This window comes from Streptomyces sp. NPDC006691, assembly GCF_042869955.1.
Taxonomy (GTDB): domain Bacteria; phylum Actinomycetota; class Actinomycetes; order Streptomycetales; family Streptomycetaceae; genus Streptomyces.
In genome coordinates this window covers 171,760-190,239 of sequence record NZ_JBIAGW010000009.1, presented here as the reverse complement: position 1 = coordinate 190,239, position 18,480 = coordinate 171,760, and the positions used below count along the sequence as shown (strand labels likewise).

Here is an 18,480-nt window from a genome sequence, read left to right as displayed (position 1 = left end):
ACCGGATCGGATCACTGACGCCGACCATTGTGGACCGTCCCACTGACAACGCCGACCGCGACCCGGGAACTTCGCCAGGTGCCCGCGCGCTTGCATACAGTGGCAGGACTTCTTTACGTAGGGGTTCTCCCGCCAGTACTTCACACAGCGGTACTGCACATCGCGAACGAAGGGACGTACATGCCCATGGGTCACACGGCCACCGCGCAGGCCGGCTCCGGCGGTCTGACAGCGACTGAGCACCGACTGGCCAACGGCCTGCGCGTGGTGCTCTCCGAGGACCACCTGACCCCGGTCGCGGCGGTGTGCCTCTGGTACGACGTCGGCTCGCGCCACGAGGTCAAGGGCCGCACCGGCCTCGCCCACCTCTTCGAGCACCTCATGTTCCAGGGCTCCCACCAGGTGCACGGCAACGGCCATTTCGAGCTGGTGCAGGGTGCGGGCGGTTCGCTGAACGGCACCACCAGCTTCGAGCGCACCAACTACTTCGAGACCATGCCCGCCCACCAGGTGGAGCTCGCGCTCTGGCTGGAGGCCGACCGCATGGGCTCGCTGCTCGCCGCGCTCGACGAGCAGTCGATGGACAACCAGCGCGACGTCGTCAAGAACGAGCGCCGCCAGCGCTACGACAACGTCCCCTACGGCACCGCCTTCGAGAAGCTGACGGCGCTGGCCTACCCCGAGGGCCACCCCTACCACCACACGCCGATCGGCTCGATGGCGGACCTGGACGCGGCCACCCTGGAGGACGCGCGGAACTTCTTCCGTACGTACTACGCGCCCAACAACGCGGTGCTCTCCGTGGTCGGCGACATCGACCCGGAGCAGACGCTGGCCTGGGTGGAGAAGTACTTCGGCTCCATCCCCGCCCACGACGGCAAGCAGCCGCCGCGCGACGGCTCCCTGCCCGACACCATCGGCGGGCAGCTGCGCGAGGTCGTCGAGGAGGACGTCCCGGCGCGCGCCCTGATGGCCGCCTACCGGCTGCCCCACGACGGCACCCGCGAGGCGGACGCCGCCGACCTGGCGCTGACCGTCCTCGGCGGCGGCGAGTCCTCCCGGCTGCACAACCGCCTGGTCCGCCGCGACCGCACCGCGGTGGCCGCGGGCTTCGGCCTGCTGCGCCTGGCCGGCGCGCCCTCGCTCGGCTGGCTCGACGTCAAGACGTCCGGCGGCGTCGAGGTCGAGGACATCGAGAGCGCGGTCGACGAGGAGCTCGCGCGGTTCGCCGCCGAGGGCCCCACCGCGGAGGAGATGGAGCGCGCCCAGGCCCAGTTGGAGCGCGAATGGCTCGACCGGCTCGGCACCGTGGCCGGCCGCGCCGACGAACTGTGCCGCTACGCCGTCCTGTTCGGCGACCCGCAGCTCGCCCTGACCGCGGTGGACCGCGTCCTGGACATCACCGCCGAGGAGGTCCGGGCGGTCGCCGCCGCGACGCTGCGCCCCGACAACCGGGCGGTCCTGGTGTACGAGCCCACCGCGGCACCCGAGGCAGGCAACGAAGAGGAAGAGGCGGGCCAGTGACGGACGCTGTCGTGACCATGGAGTTCCACCCGCAGCCGACCGCGGGCCCCGCGACCCCGTGGGCCTTCCCGGCCCCCGAGCGCGGCACGCTCGCCAACGGCATGACCGTGCTGCGCTGCCACCGGCCGGGCCAGCAGGTCGTCGCCGTCGAGGTGTTCCTCGCGGCCCCGCTCGACGCCGAGCCCGAGGGCCTGGACGGCGTCGCCACCATCATGGCGCGCGCCCTGACCGAGGGCACCGACAAGCACTCGGCCGAGGAGTTCGCCGCCGAACTGGAGCGCTGCGGCGCCACGCTCGACGCGCACGCCGACCACCCGGGCCTCCGGGTCTCCCTCGAAGTGCCGGTCTCCCGGCTGCCCAAGGCGCTCTCGCTGCTCGCGGAGGCGCTGCGGGCCCCCGCGTTCGCCGGCTCCGAGATCGAGCGCCTGGTGCGCAACCGGCTCGACGAGATCCCGCACGAGCAGGCCAACCCGGCCCGCCGCGCCGCCAAGCAGCTCGCCAAGGAGCTCTTCCCGGCGTCCTCGCGCATGTCCCGGCCCCGCCAGGGCACCGAGGAGACCGTCGCCGCCATCGACGCGGCCGCGGTGCGTGCCTTCTACGAGGCGTACGTGCGCCCCTCGACGGCCGTCACCGTGGTCGTGGGCGACCTCGCGGGCACCGACCTCGACGCGATCCTCGCGGACACCCTGGGCGACTGGACCGGCAACACCGCCGAGCCGCGCCCCGTCCCGCCGATCACCGCCGACGACCGGGGCCGGGTCGTCATCGTGGACCGCCCGGGCGCGGTCCAGACCCAGCTGCTCATCGGCCGTATCGGCCCCGACCGCCACGACCGGGTCTGGGCGGCCCAGGTGCTCGGCACGTACTGCCTCGGCGGCACCCTGACCTCGCGCCTGGACCGCGTGCTGCGCGAGGAGAAGGGCTACACCTACGGCGTGCGGTCCTTCGGCCAGGTGCTGCGCTCGGGTCCGGACGGCGGCGCCTCGATGCTCGCCATCACCGGCTCGGTCGACACCCCGAACACCGGTCCTGCCCTGGACGACCTGTGGAAGGTGCTGCGCAAGCTCGCCGCGGAGGGGCTCACGGACGCCGAGCGCGAGACGGCCGTGCAGAACCTGGTGGGGGTCGCGCCGCTCAAGTACGAGACCGCGGCGGCCGTCGCCGGGACGCTGGCCGACCAGGTCGAGCAGTTCCTGCCCGACGACTACCAGGCCCAGTTGTACGCCCAGCTCGCGGACACCGGGACCGTGGAGGCGACGGCGGCCGTCGTCAACGCCTTCCCGGCCGACCGGCTCGTCACGGTCCTGGTCGGCGACGCGGCGCAGATCGCGGAGCCGGTCAAGGCGCTCGGCATCGGCGAAGTCACCGTCGTCACGGGCTGATTGAGGCCCCCGGCCCGCCGGGCGGGGCGCGGGACGGATGAGGACGCGGAGGACCCCGGAGGCGGACGCGCCGCCGGGGTCCTCCCGTATGTCCGGTTTATTGGGGAGGTTGCCTGTCTGTCATGTGGCGTGCGCTACAAAAACCTGTGTGTGTTTGGTGATTGAAAGACGAGCCGTTTAGCGTCGTTCCCGCTGTCCGTCACCACCCGTCGCAGCCGCGGCACCGGACAGTGATCGCCGAGTCCCCGATGGCGCGAGCCAGGGGAGCCGGGGACCCACTCAGTCCCTGGGGTGAATCGGACGCCTCCGCCCGCGGAGGAGCCCGTAGGAGACCTTCCTGCTCCGAACCCGTCAGCTAACCCGGTAGGCGAGATGGAAGGAAAGGACACCGCCGCTACATGGCGTTCACCCGTGCCACCGGGAAGCACCGCGCGCCCAGCCGCATGACGCGCCGCAGCGCGAACATCGCGGGCATCGCCACCCTGGCCACCGCCGGAGTCGTAGGCACCCTCGCCTCCCCGGCCGTCGCCGCCCCGGGCAGCACCACCGACACCGGTCTCAGCCAGGCCATCGTCATCGGCGACTCGATCGCCGACCAGCTGGGTGCCCAGGCCGACGCGCAGAAGCAGGCCGTCGCGAAGGCGCGGGCGCAGGCCGAGGCCGAGGCCGCCGCCCAGCGCAAGGCCGAGCAGCGTGCCCAGGAGGCGCGCGAGGCCAAGGAGCGCGCCGCGCGCGAGGCGGAGCGCAAGCGCCTCAACACGTTCGTGGCCCCCATATCCGGCAGCTATGTGTCCACCGGCTACAAGACCGGCGGATCGCTCTGGTCCTCCGGCAGCCACACCGGCATCGACTTCCATGCGGGGATCGGCACTTCGGTCCACGCGGTGGGTCTCGGCACCGTCGTCGAGGCCGGTGACGGCGGCGCCTACGGCAACAACATCGTGATCCGGATGCACGACGGCACGTACACCCAGTACGGCCACCTGTCGGTCATCCAGGTCTCCGTCGGCCAGTCCGTCGAACCGGGCCAGCAGATCGCCCTGTCGGGCAACACCGGCAACACCACCGGCCCGCACCTGCACTTCGAGGCCCGCACCGGGCCGGAGTACGGCACGGACATCGACCCGATCGCCTATCTGCGCTCGCACGGCGTCGGCGTCTGAGCCGTCCCCGGCGCACCCCCGCGCATCCCGAAGGCCCCCGGCACCGAGCCGGGGGCCTTCGGCATTGGCCAAAAGATATCCCTTGGTTCCGGCCCGTCACCCGGAATTAACACGGCCTGCAATAGGGTCGCGAAAAAGCCTTGGTCGACCGCGTTCCGCGGGGAATGAAGCGGAGGTTCGCCATGCGCATTCCGGCGCATTCGGTATGCACGGCCATACGCGACGACATCGTCACCGGTGTCTTCGAGCGCGGCGGCCGGCTCACCGAGGAGGTCCTGGCCCGTCGTTACGGCGTCTCCCGCGTCCCGGTCCGCGAGGCGCTGCGGACCCTGGAGTCCGAGGGATTCGTGACCACCCGCAGACATGCCGGCGCCTGTGTGGCCGAGCCGACGGACGTGGAGGCCGCCGATCTCCTCGAACTGCGCGTCCTGCTGGAGCCGTTGGCCGCCGCCCGGGCCGCGCGCCGCCGCACCGAGGCCCATCTCAAGGTGCTGCGCGGCCTGGTGAGACTGGGTCAGGACCGGGCCAGGCGCGGCCAGGGCGAGGATCTGCGCTCGCTCGGCGGCTGGTACCACGAGACGCTCGCCCAGGCCTCCGCGAGCCCCGGACTCATCGCGATGCTCACGCAGCTGCGGCACAAGGTGGCCTGGATGTACGCGGTCGAGTCGCCGGCGAGTCCCACCGAGGCGTGGGCCGAACTCGGCGCGATCACCGACGCGGTGACCCGCGGCGACGCCGAACGCGCCCGCGCGCTCACGGCCCTGCACGCCGAGCGGTCCTTTTCCGCCCATCGGCTGCGCACGGCGCCACCCGTGAGAACTCCGCAACATCCCGTCAACACGGCGAGTGCCCGCGCTTAACGGCGGGGCCGTATACAAAGAAAGCGATCGGGAAGCGCCGCATCGCGCTGCCTGGAAAGCGAATTGCCCTGCGCGGAAAGCCGCATTGTCCGGTCCGGAAAGGGGCGGCCCCGCGTTCCTTCGCATGGGCGCGCACCGGAAGGGACGGTTGATGCGCCCTCATGGGCGCGCGCCGGAATTCACGGGAAAGACAAAAGGACCGCGGAACCCGCATGCGGGTTCCGCGGTCCTTCGGTGTACTGCCGGCGGCGTGCTGCCGACCGGATCAGACGGTCTCGGGGAGTTCCTCAAGGCCCTCGGCGACCAGCTTGGCCAGCCGGTCGAGCGCGGCGTCCGCGCCCTCGGCGTCGGAGGCCAGCACGATCTCCTCGCCGCCCTGCGCACCCAGGCCGAGCACCGCGAGCATGGACGCGGCGTTGACCGGGTTGCCGTCGGCCTTGGCGATCGTCATGGGGACTCCGGCAGCCGTGGCGGCACGGACGAAGATGGACGCGGGGCGGGCGTGCAGGCCCTCGGCCCAGCCGACGTTGACGCGGCGCTCAGCCATGGTGTTGCCCTTCGAAATCTCTGACGGTTGTCTAGACCAGTCTCTCACGGGGTGTGCGGTGCTCGTACCGACCTTAGGCCCCAGTGTGCCGCCGATCGGCCCTCCCCACCTTGCCCCGACCCGTACGGCCCCGCGACCCGTACGCTTTCGGTATGACGACGGCGTCCGACCCCGCGTACCCCGCTCACTGGGAGGCCGACGTGGTGCTCCGCGACGGCGGCACCGCGCGCATCAGGCCCATCACCACCGAGGACGCCGAGCGCCTGGTCTCGTTCTACGAGCTGGTCTCGGACGAGTCGAAGTACTACCGCTTCTTCGCGCCCTACCCCCGGCTCTCCGCCAAGGACGTCCACCGCTTCACCCATCACGACTACGTCGACCGGGTCGGTCTCGCGGCCACCGTCGGCGGCGAGTTCATCGCGACCGTCCGCTACGACCGGATCAACGCCCAGGGCCGCCCCGCCTCCGCCCCCGCCGACGAGGCCGAGGTCGCCTTCCTGGTGCAGGACGCCCACCAGGGCCGGGGGGTGGCCTCCACGCTGCTCGAACACATCGCGGAGGTCGCCCGCGAGCGCGGGATCAGGCGGTTCGCGGCCGAGGTGCTGCCCGCCAACAGCAAGATGATCAAGGTGTTCACGGACGCCGGCTATCAGCAGAAGCGGTCCTTCGAGGACGGCTCGGTCCATCTCACCCTCGATCTGGAGCCCACCGCCGAGTCGCTCGCCGTGCAGCGCGCCCGTGAGCACCGCGCCGAGGCGCGCTCCGTGCAACGCCTGCTCTCGCCCCGCTCGGTCGCGGTCGTCGGCGCCGGCCGCGCCCCCGGCGGCGTCGGCCGTGCGGTGCTGCGCAACGTCCTGGACGCCGGGTTCACCGGCCGCACGTACGCGGTGAACAAGGCGCTCGGCCCCGGGACGCACGAGATCGAGGGCGTCCCGGCGCACGCCTCCGTCGGCGCGATCGGCGAACCGGTGGATCTGGCGATCCTCGCGGTGCCCGCCGAACGGGTCCCCGAGGCCGTCGCGGACTGCGGCGAGCACGGCGTCCAGAGCCTGGTCGTCCTGTCGGCCGACTACGCGGAGAGCGGCGAGAGCGGCCGCGAGCGCCAGCGCGCCCTGGTCCGCCAGGCCCGCAGTTACGGGATGCGCCTGATCGGCCCCAACGCCTTCGGCGTCATCAACACCGCGGCCGGCGTGCGCCTCAACGCCTCGCTCGCCCCCGAGGCGCCGCCGGCCGGACGCATCGGCCTGTTCACCCAGTCCGGCGCCATCGGCATCGCCCTCCTGTCGGGCCTCTACCGGCGCGGCGCGGGCCTGTCCACGTTCATCTCCGCCGGCAACCGCGCGGACCTGTCGGGCAACGACTTCCTCCAGTACTGGCACGAGGACCCCGACACCGATGTGGTGCTGCTGTACCTGGAGTCCATCGGCAATCCGCGCAAGTTCACCCGCCTGGCCCGCCGCACGGCCGCCGCGAAGCCCGTCGTGGTCGTCAAGGGCGGCCGGCACAGCGGCACCACCCCGCCGGGCCACGCCGTCCCGGTGACGAAGGTGCCGGACGCCACGGTCTCGGCGCTGCTGCGCCAGGCGGGCGTGATCCTGGTCGGCACCGTCACCGAGCTCGTGGACGCGGGCCTGCTGCTCGCGGGCCAGCCGCTGCCGGCCGGCCCGCGCGTGGCGATCCTCGGCAACTCCGAATCCCTGGGCCTGCTGACGTACGACGCCTGCCTGACCGAGGGTCTGCGCCCGCTGCGGCCGCTCGACCTGACGACCGGCGCGACCCCGGCGGACTTCCGGGCGGCGCTCGCCGCGGCTCTGGCCGACGACGCCTGCGACGCGGTCGTGGTGACCGCCATCCCCTGGGTCGGCGAGAGCGGAGCGCTGGAGTCCGGCGACGGGCAGGTCCTCGCGGACGCCCTGCGCGAGGCCGCCTCCGCGGCGCCCGCGAAGCCGGTCGCGGTGGTCCACGTGGAGATCGGCGGCCTGGCCGAGGCGCTCGCGGCAGCGACCCGTACGGTCCGGCAGAATCCGGCCCCGCCGACGCCGGCGAATCCAGCCCCTCCGGCGTTGGCGGAGCACGGTCCGGGGCGCAGCCCCGGCACACCCACCGGCGGCCGGCCGCAGGACGACCTCCCCCCGCCCCGTGAGGCAACCCCGCCCCGTGAGGCGAGCCGCATTCCCGCCTACCCCGCCGCGGAGCGAGCGGTCCGCGCGCTGGCCGAGGCCGTCCGCTACGCCCGCTGGCGGCGCGAGGCCGCCGAGCCCGGCAGGGCGGGGGAGTACGACGACATCGACGAGCCGGGCGCCGCCGCCCTGATCGACCGCATTCTCGGCCCCGCTCCCGACGCCCGCGGCACCACGCTGTCCGCCGAGGACGCCGGGGAACTGCTCGGCCGGTACGGGATCCCCCTGCGGCCGACGCTGCCCGCGCCCGACCCGGAGCGCGCGGCCGAGGCGGCGGCCCGCCTCGGCTACCCCGTGGCCCTCAAGACCACCGCCCCGCACCTGCGCCACCGCCCCGACCTCGGCGGCGTACGCCTCGACCTCGCGGACGAGCACCAACTCGCCCGTGCATATGCCGAATTGACGGCGGCCCTCGGCAAGCCCGAGGAGCTGGGGCCCGTCGTGCAGGCCATGGTGCCGCGCGGGGTGGACACCGTGGTGCGCGCCTCGATCGACTCCGCGGTCGGCGCGGTGCTGTCCTTCGGCCTGGCCGGCGCCGCCTCCGAGCTGCTCGGCGACACCGCGCACCGGCTGATTCCGGCCACCGACCGCGATGCCCGGGAGCTGCTGAGGTCCATCCGGACGGCGCCGCTCCTGTTCGGCTGGCGTGGGTCCGCGCCCGTCGACACCGCGGCCCTCGAAGAGCTGTTGCTGCGGGTGTCACGGCTGGTGGACGACCATCCCGAGGTGGTCGCGGTGGGTCTGGAGCCCGTCATCGTCGCCCCGCGAGGCCTCTCGGTGCTCGGTGCGACCGTCCGCCTGGCCCCCGCCCCGCCCCGCACCGACCTCGGCCCCCGGCGCCTGCCCAGCTACTGAGAGCCCCTGTCCACGCCCCGCCCGGGCCGTGCGCCCCCGGCGGGAGCTTAAGATGGACCCCATGGCGAAGACCGGTACGACGACCCAGGGGCTCCGCGCGGCGATCGAGCGCAGCGGCTACTACCCGGCCCTTGTGGCCGAGGCGGTGGAGGCCGCGGTCGGGGGCGAACCGATCGCGTCGTACCTGGTGCACCAGGAGACCACCTTCGACGCCAACGAGGTACGCCGTCATGTGACGGTCCTGGTGCTCACGGACAACCGCTTCATCGTCAGCCACACCGACGAGCAGAACGCCGACACCAGTTCCCCGACCCCGTATGCGACCACCTCCACGGAGTCCGTGAAGCTCGGCCGGATCTCGTCCGTCGTGATGAGCCGCGTCGTCGCCAACCCCGAGTCGTACACGCCCGGTACGCTGCCCCGCGAGGTCGTCCTGACCATCGGCTGGGGCGCGGTCGCCCGGATCGACCTGGAGCCCGCCGCCTGCGGCGACCCCAACTGCGACGCCGATCACGGCTACACCGGCAACTCCACCGCCGACGACCTGAGCCTGCGCGTCAGCGAGGCCGGCGACGGCCCCGACACGGTCCGCCAGACCCTGGCCTTCGCGCAGGCGCTGTCCGAGGCGACCGCGGCGGCCGGCCGCTGATGGCGCTGCCCGCCTGGCAGGATCCCGAGCCCCTCGCCCTCGACACCGCACCCGTCCCCGAGTACGGCACCGGATCGCTCGCCGATCTGCTGCCCACCCTCGTGGCGGGCCAGGGCGTACCCGGGTTCGAGCCGCGCATCGCCGAGCTCGCCCCCGCCGACCGCAACTGCGTCTTCCTGATCGACGGCCTCGGCTGGGAGCAGATCAAGGCGCACCCCGACGAGGCGCCCTATCTGCACGGGCTGCTCGCCACCTCGCGCGGCGGCACCGGCCGGCCCATGACCGCCGGTTTCCCCGCCACCACCGCGACCTCGCTCGCCTCGGTCGGCACCGGCCTCGCCCCCGGCGAGCACGGGCTGCCCGGCTACACCGTGCGCAACCCCGACAGCGGCGCCCTGATGAACCAGCTGCGCTGGAAGCCGTGGACCGACCCGCACACCTGGCAGCCGTACCCCACCGTCTTCCAGCTCGCCGACCGGGCGGGCGTGCACACCGCCCAGGTGTCCTCGCCGGACTTCGAGCACACCCCGCTCACCAAGGTCGCGCTCAGCGGCGGCACCTTCCGCGGCCGGCTCTCCGGCGAGGAGCGCATGGACCTGGCGGCGGAGCAACTCGCCGCCGGAGACCGGTCGTTGGTCTACACGTACTACTCCGACGTCGACGGCAAGGGCCACCGCTTCGGCGTCGACTCGGACGCCTGGCGCGGCCAGCTGATGTACGTCGACCGGCTCGCCCAGCGCCTGGCCGAGCAACTGCCGCCGCGCGCGGCCCTGTACATCACGGCCGACCACGGCATGATCGACATCCCCTTCGACGAGCAGTCCCGCATCGACTTCGACGAGGACTGGGAGCTGCGCGCCGGCGTCGCCCTGCTCGGTGGCGAGGGCCGGGCCCGCCATGTGTACGCGGTGCCGGGCGCCGCCTCCGACGTGCTGACCTGCTGGCGCGAGGTGCTCGGCGAGCAGTTCTGGGTGGCGGGCCGCGACGAGGCGATCGCCGCGGGCTGGTTCGGCCCCCGGATCGACGAGCGGGTGTACGGCCGGATCGGCGACGTGGTCGCCGCCGCCCGGGACGACGTCGTCATCACCGCCTCCCAGCGCGAGCCCCACGAGTCCCTGATGGTCGGCAACCACGGCTCGATGACCCCGGTGGAACAGCTCGTACCGCTCCTCGAAGTACGCTCGTAACCACCCCCCCCACGATCTGAAAGGCCGTCACCCTCCCATGCCCGAGCTGGTGTTCTTCTCCGGAACGATGGACTGCGGAAAGAGCACCCTCGCTCTTCAGATCGAGCACAACCGCTCCGCGCGCGGCCTCCAGGGCATGATCTTCACCCGGGACGACCGGGCCGGCGAGGGCAAGCTGTCCTCGCGGCTGGGCCTGGTGACCGACGCGGTCGAGGCCGCCGACGGCTTCGACTTCTACGGCCACCTCGTCGCGCATCTCTCCCAGGGCGGCCGCTGCGACTACGTCATCGCGGACGAGGCCCAGTTCCTCGCGCCCGAGCAGATCGACCAGCTCGCCAAGGTCGTCGACGACCTCGAACTCGACGTCTTCGCCTTCGGCATCACCACCGACTTCCGCTCCAAGCTGTTCCCCGGCTCGCAGCGCCTGGTCGAACTCGCCGACCGGGTCGAGGTGCTCCAGGTCGAGGCGCTGTGCTGGTGCGGCGCCCGAGCCACCCACAACGCCCGCACCATCGGCGGCCGGATGGTCGTCGAGGGAGCCCAGGTCGTCGTCGGTGACGTCAACCAGGCCGCCGGCGAGATCGGCTACGAGGTGCTGTGCCGGCGCCACCACCGCCGCCGCATGACGGCCGCCGCGGCCCGCGCCGCCGCCCTCTCCCCGGACGTGCTCCCGGTCGACGCGGTCGACGCCGAGGCGCAGAGGCCGGCCGTCCGCGCCTGACGGATCGGCCGCACCGGGCTCAGGGGCGGGGACGCGTTCCGTCGCCGCGGTGGACCGGTCGCGTGCCCCGGCCCAGTCCGCCCCAACCGCCGCCGTGGACGCCGGAGTCGGGGCGGCGGGGTCAGACGAGTGACCGTACGACGGTGAACACCGCGCCCTCCGGGTCGGTGACCGTCGCCTGTCGTCCGCTCGCCCCTTCGCGGGGCTGCTGGAGCACCTGGCCGCCGAGTTCGGCGACCCGGCTCGCGGACTCGTCGACGTCGGCCACCTCGAAGTACGTCATCCAGTGCGCGCCCTTGTCGCGCGGCAGCGCGTTGCCCACGCCGTGCAGCGAGGCGACCGGACGGCCGTCCAGGTGCAGCGTCACGTAGTCGAAGTCGGCCGAGACGACCGGTTCCAGGTCGTAGCCGAACACGGCCTGGTAGAACTTGCCGACCGACGAGGTCTCGCGCGTCACCAGCTCGTTCCAGGCGGGGGTGCCGGGCGTGCCCGCGACGGCGGACCCGAGGTGTTCGCCGCCCTGCCAGATCCCGAACACCGCTCCCACCGGGTCCGAGGCGATCGCCATCCGCCCGGCCTCGCCCGCGTCCAGCGGGCCGACCCCGACGGTGCCGCCGCAGTGCCGGACGGTCTCGGCCGTCGCGTCCGCGTCGTCGGCCGCCAGATAGGTGGTCCAGGCGATCGGCAGATGCCGGTCGGGCGGCAGCTGGCCGATGCCGGCCACCTCCTCGCCGTCGAGCAGCGCGCGGACGTAGGGGCCGAGCTGCTGCGGGCCCGGCCGGAACTGCCAGCCGAACAGTGCCCCGTAGAACTCCTGGGTCGCGGCCAGACCGTGCACCATCAGACTCACCCAGCAGGGCGTGCCAGGTGTGCGCCGGGTCTCCGACTGGGTCATCGTCACTCTCTCCTCGGCCGTCGCCATACTGCTGCTCGCGGATGCGGTCCAGGGAACCTGCGCACCCGGGCCGATGCTTCCACCACCTTCGTCGCGGCGCGCCCCGGCCGCGCCGCATTTGGCGCGTTCCCGCAGGAGGTTGCCCGCTTTGGGGCTTCTCATCCTTTTCCTACGCGTTACCTTGCCGGTGGACTCTGCGACAGGATGACCCCATGAATGCCATCATCACCGCATCCGAACTCGCGGCCGAGGCGGCCGGTCCCCGGCCGCCGGTCCTGCTCGACATCCGCTGGCAGCTGAGCGTGGCGAAGGCGGCCGGCGCGCCCGCGTTCGACGGCCGCGCCGAGTACGAGGCCGGACATCTGCCCGGAGCCGTCTTCGTCGACCTGGACGCGGAACTGGCCGGACCGCCCGGGTCCGGTGGCCGTCACCCGCTGCCGGACGTGGCCGAATTCGGCCGGGTGATGCGCCGGGCCGGTGTGACGGCCGGTGCCCCCGTCGTCGTGTACGACGGCGGGCAGGGCTGGGCGGCGGCCCGCGCGTGGTGGCTGCTCCGCTGGACGGGCCACGGCGACGTGCGTGTCCTCGACGGCGGCCTGGCCGCCTGGACGGGTGAGCTGTCCACCGAGATCCCCACGCCGGCCGAGGGCGACTTCCGGCCCGAGCCGGGCGCGGTCGAACTCCTCGACGCGGACGGGGCGGCGGAACTCGCACGCACCGGGGTGCTGCTCGACGCCCGTGCGGCGGAGCGCTACCGGGGCGACGTGGAGCCGATCGACCGCGTCGGCGGGCACATCCCGGGCGCCCTGTCGGCGCCCACCACCGAGAACGTGGGCCCGGACGGCCGGCTGCTGCCCGCCGGTGAACTGGCCGCCCGCTTCGAGGCGCTCGGCGTCTCGGGCACCGCGGTCGGCGTGTACTGCGGCTCCGGTGTCTCCGGCGCCCACGAGGTGCTCGCCCTGGCCGTCGCGGGGATCCCGGCCGCGCTGTACGCCGGGTCGTGGTCGCACTGGTCCTCGGACGAGTCCCGCCCGGTCGCGACGGGGCCCGACCCGCGATAGCGCACGGGCGTCGGGCCCGCCCGCGTTCTGCGTGCGGGCCCACGCCCGTCTGCCGTGTACGGCTGGTCCTGCCGTGTCCTGCCGTGTCCTGCCGTGTCCTGCCGGTCCTGCTGGTGTGCGGCTAGTCCTGCTTCTTGCGCCGGGTCCCGAAGACGATCTCGTCCCAGCTCGGCACCGCGGCCCGTCGCCCCGGCCGCACTCCGTCGGCCTCGGCCTGGCGGTCGGTGGTGCCGGTGAGCCGGTCGCGGTGACCGGCGACGGTACGGGGCATCAGGACGTCCGCGTACGCCGAGCCCGCCCCCGCGGAAGCGGCCGGCGCGGGCGGTTCCGCGATCTCGGGCTCGTCGGCCGGTTCGGTCTCGGGCGGCTCGGGCGGGGCCGAGGGGCGCTCGGGCACCACCATGTCGCCACGGAAGCTCGGCACGGCTTCGAGCAGACTGGTCAGCGAGTCGCTCTCCTCCACCACCGGCTCGGGCGGCGGGGGCACCGGGCGCTCCAGCTGCCGGTCCAGGGCACGGTCGAGCGGCCGGTCCCGGGGCAGCCGGGCGATCCGGGGCACGAACGGGAAGCTCGGCTCGGGAACCGTGGTGATGGTGTCGTCGGACTCGCCGATCAGCGAGCGGGCCTCGCCGTCGACGGCCTGGACGAGCCGGCGCGGCGGGTCGTAGGTCCAGCTCGCGGAGTGCGGCTCGCCCGCGACCAGGTAGACGAGCAGGACTTCCCAGGTGCCGTCGTCACGGCGCCAGGAGTCCCACTGCACGCTGTCCTTGTCGGCGCCGCGCAGCAGCAGCCGCTCCTGCACCGCTTCGCCGAGCTGGGGGCCGGTGTTCTCGCCCGGACGCCGCACCGGAGTCTTCCGCGCCCGCTCCGCCATGAAGGCGCGCTCGGCGAGGACGGGGCCTTCGAATCGGCGTACGCGGTCGACCGGGATCCCGGCGAGCTGGGCGACCTCTTCGGCGGAGGCACCGGCTCGTATGCGCGCCTGGATGTCGCGCGGGCGGAGGTGGCTCTCCACCTCGATCTCGATCTGGCCGAGCCGGGCTCGGTCGTTGCGCACGGCGGCCCGGAGCCGCTCGTCGATCGGAAGCGTGTACTCCGTGCTGTCCGCAGCCTTGAGCACCAGTCGTGTGCCGTCGTTGGAGACGGCCACGACACGCAGTTCGGGCATGGGGACCTCCCGGGTGGTGCCTGCCGACGTCACGTGCGTCGCTGCTTCCGCTAGTCGAGTGTGGCCTGCCCGGGTGCAGCCTGCCACAACATTGCCGAGTTGCCCGGCGTGTCGGGCATGGGCCCTGGAACGCCGTTATGGCACGGTTACCTATTCGCAACGCAGAGTGACCGGGCTGGTCACTCTGTGCAGCAGGCCCCCGTGCGGTGCCGCGGCGCCGCCGGTTCGAGTGCCGCGTTCGGCCCCCTCCCGCAGTCCCGGATACCCGTGTGGGACCCGGGGCCCAGGGCTCGCCACAGTACTCCATTCGGGCCACCTGGGTGGACCGGCACGCCGCCGAAGTTCTCGTGGCGTACGGGAGTTGAGCCTGCCCCGGCGCGGCCGTCCCAGGCACCCACGTGTCCTGCTTCACACAATCCCCGGAACCGGAACTATTCCGTTCGCTCAAATGTCCTTTCTCAGTGCAAGACGGAACAGAAGGGCGAACAAGGGCTGGGCATGAGTGAGAAGCCGGACTCCGGGACGGACGAGAAGAAGCGCATCGATCTGAGCGTGCCCCAAGTGGCGGGCAGCGCACTGGCAGCGGTCGCCGCGGCGGTGCTCGCCTCCACTCTGGGCGTGTACGGGACGTTCATCGGCGCCGGCGTCGTGAGCGTGGTCGCCACCTGCGGCGGCACGGTCTTCCAGCACTTCTTCAGAAGGACCGGCGAGCAGTTGCGCGAGGTGACGGTCCAGGCCAAGGTCGGCGCGCGCCAGGTGCCGGTGCTCTCCCCGTACAAGGGGAAGCGGCACGGGGCGCCGGGCCCGTCCCGGACGGACGCCGAGCGCACACAGCTGCTCGGCCGCCTCGACGCGGACCGCACCCAGATGCTTCGGCAGGCGGAGGGCGACCGTACGCAGATGCTGCCGCACGCGGACGCGGACGCGGACCGGACGCAGGCGCTGGGGCGGGCCGACGCCGACCGGACGCAGCTGCTCGGCCGTCTCGACGCGGACCGCACGCAGATGCTGCCGCAGGCCGGCGCCGAGCGGACCCAGTTGCTGAAGCCGGCCGGCGGGAGCCCGCTGCCGCCGGGGGCCGCGCCCGCCAAGGAGTTCAACGAGGCGACCGTCCACGGCTCCCGGCTGCGCGGCTGGAAGCGTCCGCTGCTCGCGGCGGCCGTCGTCTTCGGGGTGTCGATGGGCGGCATCACCGCGTACGAGCTGATCACCGATGGCGAGGTCGGCGGCAACGGCGGCGGGACCACCATCGGGTCCGTGCTCACCGGCGGCTCCAAGAAGCAGGAGCCGCCGGCGCCCTCGAACCCGGGTGACTCGGGCGACAGGTCGCCCGGCACCGGTACCGGCACCGGGGGTACGCCGAGCCCGAGCAGGAGCGGCGAGAAGGGGACGACCGGGGGAGGCTCCGCCACGAGCGACCCCTCGTCCTCGCCGTCCCCCTCCACGTCGCACGGTTCGGGCTCCGGTTCCGGTTCCGGCTCGGACTCCGGCTCGGGCGATACCACCCCGACTCCGACGCCCACCCCCTCCGGCTCGAAGAGCACCGGAACGGACAAGGGCACGGGCGACCCGGGCACCCCGGACCCGAAGTCCGGCGCGAGCACGGCCCCTTAGGGCTCCGGGCCGGATTGACCCGGGCCGGACCCATCGGGGCCGCCCGGGTCAGTCGCCGAGCACCCGCCGCAGATAGGCGTTGGCGAAGCGACGGTCCGGGTCGAGCCGGTCGCGCAGGGCGGTGAACTCGGCGAAGCGGGGGTAGACCTCGGCGAGGTGGGCCGCGTCACGCGTGTGGAGCTTGCCCCAGTGCGGGCGCCCCGCGTGCGCGGTCATGATCCGCTCGACCGCGGTGAAGTACGCCTGGTGGGGCGTGCCCCGGTACATGTGCACGGCTATGTAGGCGGTCTCGCGGCCGGACGCGGTGGAGAGCGCGATGTCGTCGGCGGGCGCGGTGCGCACCTCCACCGGGAAGCTCACCCGCAGCGGCGAGCGCTCCACCAGGGCCTTCACTTCGCGCAGCGCCCCGATGGCCGCCTCGCGCGGCAGGGCGTACTCCATCTCCACGAAACGGACCCGGCGCGGGCTGGTGAAGACCTTGTACGGGATGTCGGTGTAGGTGCGGGCGGACAGCGCGCGGCTGGAGACCTTGGCGACCGCCGGGATGGTGGCCGGCACCGCCCGGCCGAGCGAACAGACCACCTGGAAGAGCCCGTTGGACATGAACTCGTCGTCGATCCAGCCCCTGAGCTTTCCCGGGGGCGCGGCCGGGCCCGCGCTGCGGTTGTTGCGCTTGGTGTTGCAGTTGCCGGTGTGCGGGAACCAGTAGAACTCGAAGTGCTCGTTCTCCGTGACGAGTTCGTCGAAGTCGGCGGTGACCTTGTCGAAGGCCATCGGCTCCTCGCGGGCCGTGAGCAGGAAGACCGGCTCCACGGCGAAGGTGATCGCGGTGACGATGCCGAGTGCGCCGAGCCCGATCCGGGCCGCCGCGAAGACCTCGGGGTTCTCCTTCTCGGAGCAGGTGAGCAGCGAGCCGTCGGCCGTGACCAGCTCAAGTGCCGTGATCTGGGCGGCGATCGAGGCCGAATCGCGGCCGGTGCCGTGCGTGCCCGTGCTGATGGCGCCCGCCACCGTCTGCTCCATGATGTCGCCCATGTTCGTGAGCGACAGGCCTTCCCGCGCGAGCACCGCGTTCAGCCGCTTGAGCGGGGTTCCGGCCTCCACCGTGACGGTCATCGCGGCCCGGTCGATCTCGCGGATGCCGGTCAGCAGGCCGGGACGTATGAGCACGCCGTCGGTGGCGGCCGTCGCCGTGAACGAGTGGCCGGTGCCGACCGCCTTCACCGTCAGGCCCTGCTCGGCGGCGCGGCGTACGGCCTCGGCCAGTTCGGCCGCCGAGGCCGGGGACACTTCCCTTGTCGGTCGCGCGGTGACGTTCCCCGCCCAGTTATGCCAGGTGCTGCCGTTCGCTCCGCTCATCTGCTTCGAGCCCCTCCCGATGCGTCACCGGCCTGCGAAGCCGGCGGTACCCCGAGAACGCCACCGCCGCCGCGAGCGTTCCCGACACGCCGGCCACCAGGTACCCCGCCTGCGCGCCCGCCGCGTCCACCACCCAACCGGCGGCGGAGGAGCCGAGCGCCACACCGACCGCGAGCCCGGTGCTGGTCCAGGTCATGCCTTCGGTGAGCCTGCTGCGCGGTACGTGCTGTTCGACGAGGGCCATCGTCGTCACCATCGTCGGTGCGATGAAGAGCCCCGCGACAAAGAGCGCCACGGCGAGGAACGGCAGGTTCCCGGCCAGTTGGAGCGGGATCATACTCACCGCCATCGCGCAGACACCCGCCAGCCACCTGGTGGACGCCGCCCCCTTGAGCCGCAGCAGCCCGAACACCGCCCCCGCGAGGCAGGAGCCGAGGGCGTAGACGGCGAGGACGAGGCTGGCCAGCGCCTTGTGGCCGCGCTCGTCGGCGAAGGCCACCGTGACCACGTCGACCGAGCCGAAGATCGCGCCGGTGGCGACGAAGGTGGCCACCAGGACCTGGAGCCCGCGCGAACCCAGGGCGGAGCGGCCACTGGTGTGCTCGTGCCGGTGCGGCACGGGCTCGGTACCGCGCTGGGCGGTCAGCCAGAAGACTCCGACCACCAGGAAGCAGGCGGCGATCAGCGGGCCCGCCTCGGCGAACCAGGCGGTGCAGAGCCCGATCGACAGGATCGGCCCGAGGATGAAGCACAGCTCGTCGACGATCGACTCCCACGAGTACGCCGTGTGCAGGTTCTGGGCGTCGCCGCGGTAGATCGCGGCCCAGCGCGCCCGGACCATCGAGCCGACGCTGGGCACGCAGCCGGCGCCCGCCGCGAAGACGAACAGCGTCCAGTCCGGTGCGCTCTGCTGGGCGCAGACGAGCAGTCCCGCGACGGCGGCGACGGAGACCAGGGTCGCCGGGCGCAGCACCCGGCGCTGGCCGTGCCGGTCGACGAGCCGGGATATCTGGGGGCCGATCACGGCGGCCGACATGGCGAGGGTCGCCGACAGCGCCCCGGCCAGGCCGTAGCGGCCGGTGAGCTGCGAGATCATCGTCACGACACCGATGCCCATCATGGACAGCGGCATCCGGCCGAGCAGGCCGGCGGCGGAGAACCCCTTGGTGCCGGGGGCGGCGAAGATCGCGCGGTAGGGACTGGGCAACGGGGGCTCCGGGATCCGGCGTGACGCGTGCGCGGCGGTGCCGTCGTGACGCGTGTAATTAATTCCTAAAGCTTACGACGCTGAACTAGGGCCTCGCACCGCCTTTTC

15 protein-coding genes and 1 riboswitch are annotated in these 18,480 nt (G+C 73.0%); of the genes, 10 read left to right on the top strand and 5 right to left on the bottom strand.

Going from position 1 to position 18,480, the window contains the following annotated elements:
- Window positions 1-186: 186 nt before the first annotated feature.
- The 4 genes from ACFYNP_RS21440 (at window position 187) to ACFYNP_RS21425 (ending at window position 4,929) form a co-directional block, all read left to right on the top strand.
- On the top strand, window positions 187-1,524 hold the full coding sequence (locus ACFYNP_RS21440; protein ID WP_388417758.1) for a M16 family metallopeptidase: 1,338 nt from the start codon (window positions 187-189) through the stop codon (window positions 1,522-1,524).
- Between the two features lie 17 nt (window positions 1,525-1,541).
- Window positions 1,542-2,906, top strand: coding sequence for a M16 family metallopeptidase (locus ACFYNP_RS21435; protein ID WP_388787389.1), 1,365 nt, complete (start codon window positions 1,542-1,544; stop codon window positions 2,904-2,906).
- A gap of 225 nt (window positions 2,907-3,131) precedes the next feature.
- Window positions 3,132-3,291: riboswitch (cyclic di-AMP (ydaO/yuaA leader) on the top strand.
- 13 nt (window positions 3,292-3,304) lie between these two features.
- A complete protein-coding gene (locus tag ACFYNP_RS21430) occupies window positions 3,305-4,069 on the top strand; it encodes a M23 family metallopeptidase (RefSeq protein WP_388417389.1) in 765 nt (254 codons plus the stop codon).
- A gap of 182 nt (window positions 4,070-4,251) precedes the next feature.
- Window positions 4,252-4,929, top strand: a complete 678-nt coding sequence (locus tag ACFYNP_RS21425) for a GntR family transcriptional regulator (RefSeq protein WP_388417392.1) — start codon at window positions 4,252-4,254, stop codon at window positions 4,927-4,929.
- Between the two features lie 265 nt (window positions 4,930-5,194).
- Here the strand turns inward: ACFYNP_RS21425 and ACFYNP_RS21420 are convergent, their stop codons facing one another.
- Entirely contained in the window at window positions 5,195-5,476 is a 282-nt protein-coding gene (locus ACFYNP_RS21420) for an HPr family phosphocarrier protein (protein ID WP_100575907.1), read from the bottom strand.
- 152 nt (window positions 5,477-5,628) lie between these two features.
- On the opposite strand from ACFYNP_RS21420, the gene ACFYNP_RS21415 reads away from it, so the two are divergent.
- The 4 genes from ACFYNP_RS21415 (at window position 5,629) to ACFYNP_RS21400 (ending at window position 11,068) form a co-directional block, all read left to right on the top strand.
- Window positions 5,629-8,511, top strand: coding sequence for a GNAT family N-acetyltransferase (locus ACFYNP_RS21415; RefSeq protein ID WP_388787249.1), 2,883 nt, complete (start codon window positions 5,629-5,631; stop codon window positions 8,509-8,511).
- 61 nt (window positions 8,512-8,572) lie between these two features.
- Window positions 8,573-9,160 carry a DUF5998 family protein gene (locus ACFYNP_RS21410; protein WP_100576078.1) on the top strand — a complete coding sequence of 196 codons (588 nt, stop codon included), beginning with the start codon at window positions 8,573-8,575 and terminating at the stop codon, window positions 9,158-9,160.
- Complete coding sequence (locus tag ACFYNP_RS21405) at window positions 9,160-10,347, top strand: alkaline phosphatase family protein (protein WP_388417401.1); 1,188 nt, start codon at window positions 9,160-9,162, stop codon at window positions 10,345-10,347. Before ACFYNP_RS21410 ends, ACFYNP_RS21405 begins: the two co-directional genes overlap by 1 nt.
- A gap of 37 nt (window positions 10,348-10,384) precedes the next feature.
- Entirely contained in the window at window positions 10,385-11,068 is a 684-nt protein-coding gene (locus ACFYNP_RS21400; protein ID WP_388417404.1) for a thymidine kinase, read from the top strand.
- 121 nt (window positions 11,069-11,189) lie between these two features.
- Here ACFYNP_RS21400 and ACFYNP_RS21395 read toward each other — a convergent pair whose 3' ends face one another.
- Window positions 11,190-11,963 carry a VOC family protein gene (locus ACFYNP_RS21395; RefSeq protein ID WP_388417406.1) on the bottom strand — a complete coding sequence of 258 codons (774 nt, stop codon included), beginning with the start codon at window positions 11,961-11,963 and terminating at the stop codon, window positions 11,190-11,192.
- 212 nt (window positions 11,964-12,175) lie between these two features.
- Here ACFYNP_RS21395 and ACFYNP_RS21390 point away from each other — a divergent pair, with 212 nt between their 5' ends.
- Window positions 12,176-13,024, top strand: a complete 849-nt coding sequence (locus ACFYNP_RS21390) for a sulfurtransferase (protein WP_388787247.1) — start codon at window positions 12,176-12,178, stop codon at window positions 13,022-13,024.
- Between the two features lie 121 nt (window positions 13,025-13,145).
- Here ACFYNP_RS21390 and sepH read toward each other — a convergent pair whose 3' ends face one another.
- On the bottom strand, window positions 13,146-14,192 hold the full coding sequence (gene sepH, locus ACFYNP_RS21385) for a septation protein SepH (RefSeq protein ID WP_388417412.1): 1,047 nt from the start codon (window positions 14,190-14,192) through the stop codon (window positions 13,146-13,148).
- Window positions 14,193-14,690: 498 nt separating this feature from the next.
- Between sepH and ACFYNP_RS21380 the strand changes: the two genes are divergently transcribed.
- Window positions 14,691-15,806 (top strand): hypothetical protein, encoded by a 1,116-nt coding sequence (locus ACFYNP_RS21380; protein ID WP_388787244.1) that lies wholly within the window; start codon window positions 14,691-14,693, stop codon window positions 15,804-15,806.
- A 48-nt stretch (window positions 15,807-15,854) separates the two neighbouring features.
- Here ACFYNP_RS21380 and ACFYNP_RS21375 read toward each other — a convergent pair whose 3' ends face one another.
- Together ACFYNP_RS21375 and ACFYNP_RS21370 are read right to left on the bottom strand one after the other, a co-directional pair.
- Window positions 15,855-17,165, bottom strand: a complete 1,311-nt coding sequence (locus tag ACFYNP_RS21375) for a D-arabinono-1,4-lactone oxidase (RefSeq protein ID WP_388417417.1) — start codon at window positions 17,163-17,165, stop codon at window positions 15,855-15,857.
- A complete protein-coding gene (locus ACFYNP_RS21370) occupies window positions 17,134-18,372 on the bottom strand; it encodes an MFS transporter (protein WP_388787241.1) in 1,239 nt (412 codons plus the stop codon). The genes ACFYNP_RS21375 and ACFYNP_RS21370 overlap by 32 nt, the downstream gene beginning before the upstream one ends.
- Window positions 18,373-18,480: the final 108 nt, after the last annotated feature.